This is a genomic window from Oerskovia sp. NPDC056781, from assembly GCF_042789955.1.
Classification (GTDB): domain Bacteria; phylum Actinomycetota; class Actinomycetes; order Actinomycetales; family Cellulomonadaceae; genus Oerskovia; species Oerskovia rustica.
This window is the reverse complement of the sequence record NZ_JBHUAD010000334.1, coordinates 1-3,107: the sequence shown is the minus strand read 5'-3', so window position 1 is coordinate 3,107 and position 3,107 is coordinate 1. Positions and strand designations below refer to the sequence as shown.

Sequence of the window (3,107 nt, the reverse complement as noted above, 5' to 3'; positions counted from 1 at the left end):
CGGCGAGCTCACGGTGACGGAAGGTGTAGTAGGTCACTGCGCGACGCCCGGCGGCTGGGGGACGCTCTGCGGCAGCAGGCTGCGCTGGAGGGTCTCGGCGGTCTGCCGCTGCTGCTGATACCACAGCGCGTGGTCGATGCACACCGCGGCGCGGGGAGCCAGTTCGACTCCCGGTCAGTGCCCGGGCTCTCGTGCTGCAGGTACAGGTCGAGCGACCCGTCCTCGCCGTACCGCAGGTCGTCGCGGTCACCGATCGCGAACCGGTCGAGGGCGTTCGCGACCTGGAACCCCTCGGCGTCGTACATCGTGACCGACCAGAAGGCCGCCGCAGGCGGGAGCTCGTCCGCGTCGAAGTGCAGCACGTAGTCGTGGTCCCCGTTGAGGGCCTGACCGTCCGCGTCGGTCGCGAGGAGCGGGTAGATCGCGTCCTCGACGGGGTTGGCCCCCAGCCCGACGAGCGTGACGACGGCCCGCTTGAGGTAGAAGTTCCCGTAGACGCCCATGGTGTCCCGGTAGAGCACCCATCCGTTGGCCACGGTCCCGAGCGTCGCCTGCGCCGTGGCCAGCAGCTCGCGGGCGCTCGCCGCCCCGGCCTCGATCTCCGCGATCTCGGCCTCGTCGAACTGCCCGGCGTCGAAGTCCTCTCCCGGGACGATGCCCAGCGCGCCGATGCGGGCGAGCACCGAGAAGTCGGTCAGGTGCGGCGGGTTCGTGTCGAGGAGCCTGGTCGCGTACGTGAAGAAGTCCACCGCGCTGAGGGAGTCGACCAGGTGCAGCGGCTCGGTCCGCGTGTCAGCGGTCGGGTCGATCACGAACGGCGGACGCTCCCCGAGCTCCCGCACCGACAGACCGTCCTGCACCGCGTGGACTGCCGGGTAGTCCGCGACGCCGTTGGTCTGGATGCGCCCGATGACCCACACCTGCGGGGTCGGCGCGACGATCAGCGCGGCGTCCTCCGGGAGGTCGTCGTAGAACTCCGTGAGGTCGCCCTCGTAGTCCGGTCCCACGATCAGGTAGTCGCCCGCGCCCGTCCCCGTGGTCCGCTTGCCGATCGTCGCGAAGACCTCGGTCCACATGTCCAGCAGGGGCAGCATGTAGTAGCGGTCGTCGGTGTCGGGGACGTGGAGCAGCACGGGACCGTCGGTCAGGTCGAGCCACAGGTTCGCGTACAGCGTGTCGAAGTTGGGGCGGACCACGGCGCGGAAGTCCGCGGGCGGGAACTCCCGCAGGTGGTGGAACACGTTGGGCGGCCCGAACCCGGGCCGGACCCCGGCCGCCAGGTTCGTGGCCTGGCGCCGGCTGACGTCCATGGTCACGAGCGGGTAGAGGTACACGTACGCCTCGTGGCTCAGCGTGCGCAGGTCGTTCGACAGGGTTCCCATGACGCTCCGTCCGTCCGCGCCGTGCGTCGGCGCACTCGTGGCTCAACGTATCCACGAGGAGCGGGCGGTGCGCGTCGAGCGCGGCGTGCCGGGGCCGGGCCGGCGCCGCGACCGGTGGCCGGGCACCAGCAGACCGCCCGACGGCGAGCCGTCCGCTGGGCGGTCCGGCGCTGCCCGGGCGCGCCACGGGTGGGAGGATCGACGGATGACCGACGACGCCGCGACCGCCCTGCCCCCGGTCCTCACCGAGATCCGCGACGACTTCCTCGCGCTCGGCGAGCGCGACCGCCTCCAGCTCCTCCTCGAGTTCTCGCGCGAGCTCCCGGACCTGCCCGCGCGCTACCAGAACGCCCCCGGGCTGCTCGAGCGCGTCGAGGAGTGCCAGTCGCCGGTGCGCGCGTTCGCCGAGGTCGAGGAGGACGGGGTCCACCTGTACGCGACGGCCCCCGCCGAGGCCCCGACAACGCGCGGTTTCGCGTCGATCCTGGCGCAGGGGCTCGACGGGCTGACGCCCGAGCAGGCGCTCGCGGTGCCCGACGACTACCCGTTCATGATCGGGCTGACGAATGCCGTGAGCCCCCTGCGGCTCAACGGCATGACGGGCATCCTGCTGCGCGCCAAGCGGCAGATCCGCGAGCAGCTCGCGGCGGGCTGAGGGCCCTCAGCCTCGGTCGTCGGCCTGCGCGTCGAAGCGCTCGCGGTGCCCCTGGATCTCCTCGGTGTTCTCCATGGCCCACTCCACGAGGGCCAGGACCGGCGGTAGCAGCGTGCGGCCCAGGTCGGTGAGCTCGTAGTCGACGCGCGGCGGGACGACCGCGTGGACCGTCCGGCTCACGAGCCCGTCGCGCTCGAGCTGGCGCAGGTTGAGCGTGAGCATGCGCTGGGAGATCCCGCTGATGCCGTGCAGCAGCTCGGTGAAGCGCAGCGGCCCGCTCGAGAGAGTGCCCAGGATGAGGGCGCTCCACTTGTCCCCGACCCTGTCCAGGACGCGCCGGACCTCGCTGCTCGCGTGGTCGGCACCGCAGCCGCCTCCGTCGGGGACGCGCACGTGGGTGTCGGGAGCCTGCGACGGGTGGGTACCGCTGGCGGCGGCGGACATGGGTTCTCCGTTCCGGACCCACCGGGAACACCGGTGTGCCTTTTGTAGACCTCCATCAGGTTACCGATGATGTCCTCCGGCACAAAAGGTGACCGACCCTACGGACGGTTACCGGACATCCTCTTCCGCGCACACGCCACGACATGGCGATCGCGCCACGACCTCGAAGGAAACCCTATGAACGTCGCCCTCTGGATCGCCGCAGGACTGCTCGCCGTCGCCTTCGCCGGTGCAGGCTTCATGAAGCTCACGACCCCGGCCGGCAAGCTCATGGAGCAGATGCGATGGGTCACGCCGGGACGCCTCACGGCCGTCCGCGCGCTCGGGGCGCTCGAGATCCTCGGCGCGATCGGCCTGATCCTGCCGCTCGTGACCGGCATCGCGCCGATCCTCACCCCGATCGCGGCCGTCGGCCTCGCGGTCACGCAGATCGGCGCCATCCCGCTGCACGTCCGCCTCGGGGAGAAGCAGTCCGTGCCGGTCAACACCGTCCTGCTGCTGCTCGCAGCGTTCGTCGCCGTGGGGCGCTTCGCCGGCTGGGGCGCGTGACGCCGTCGGGCCGCTGAGAAGCGCGTCGAGGACGACGGATCGCGGGAACGGCACGGCCCACGAGGCGGTGGCGATCC

4 protein-coding genes are annotated in these 3,107 nt (G+C 71.6%); 2 read left to right on the top strand and 2 right to left on the bottom strand.

The window, feature by feature from the left end; translation table 11 throughout:
- Positions 1-8 precede the first annotated feature (8 nt).
- Complete coding sequence (locus ACFRCR_RS17980; protein WP_377679483.1) at positions 9-1,382, bottom strand: DUF1254 domain-containing protein; 1,374 nt, start codon at positions 1,380-1,382, stop codon at positions 9-11.
- Between the two features lie 205 nt (positions 1,383-1,587).
- Here ACFRCR_RS17980 and ACFRCR_RS17975 point away from each other — a divergent pair, with 205 nt between their 5' ends.
- A complete protein-coding gene (locus ACFRCR_RS17975; RefSeq protein WP_377679481.1) occupies positions 1,588-2,037 on the top strand; it encodes a SufE family protein in 450 nt (149 codons plus the stop codon).
- 6 nt (positions 2,038-2,043) lie between these two features.
- On the opposite strand, the gene ACFRCR_RS17970 is transcribed toward ACFRCR_RS17975, so the two are convergent.
- Positions 2,044-2,481 (bottom strand): winged helix-turn-helix transcriptional regulator, encoded by a 438-nt coding sequence (locus ACFRCR_RS17970; protein ID WP_377679479.1) that lies wholly within the window; start codon positions 2,479-2,481, stop codon positions 2,044-2,046.
- Positions 2,482-2,658: 177 nt separating this feature from the next.
- Here ACFRCR_RS17970 and ACFRCR_RS17965 point away from each other — a divergent pair, with 177 nt between their 5' ends.
- A complete protein-coding gene (locus tag ACFRCR_RS17965) occupies positions 2,659-3,030 on the top strand; it encodes a DoxX family protein (protein ID WP_377679477.1) in 372 nt (123 codons plus the stop codon).
- The last annotated feature ends 77 nt before the right edge of the window (positions 3,031-3,107 follow it).

Excerpts from the sequence above, each read along its gene's own strand:
- ACFRCR_RS17980 (WP_377679483.1), bottom strand. The coding sequence starts at position 1,382 with ATGGGAACCCTGTCGAACGACCTGCGCACGCTGAGCCACGAGGCGTAC.
- ACFRCR_RS17975 (WP_377679481.1), top strand. The coding sequence starts at position 1,588 with ATGACCGACGACGCCGCGACCGCCCTGCCCCCGGTCCTCACCGAGATC.
- ACFRCR_RS17970 (WP_377679479.1), bottom strand. The coding sequence starts at position 2,481 with ATGTCCGCCGCCGCCAGCGGTACCCACCCGTCGCAGGCTCCCGACACC.
- ACFRCR_RS17965 (WP_377679477.1), top strand. The coding sequence starts at position 2,659 with ATGAACGTCGCCCTCTGGATCGCCGCAGGACTGCTCGCCGTCGCCTTC.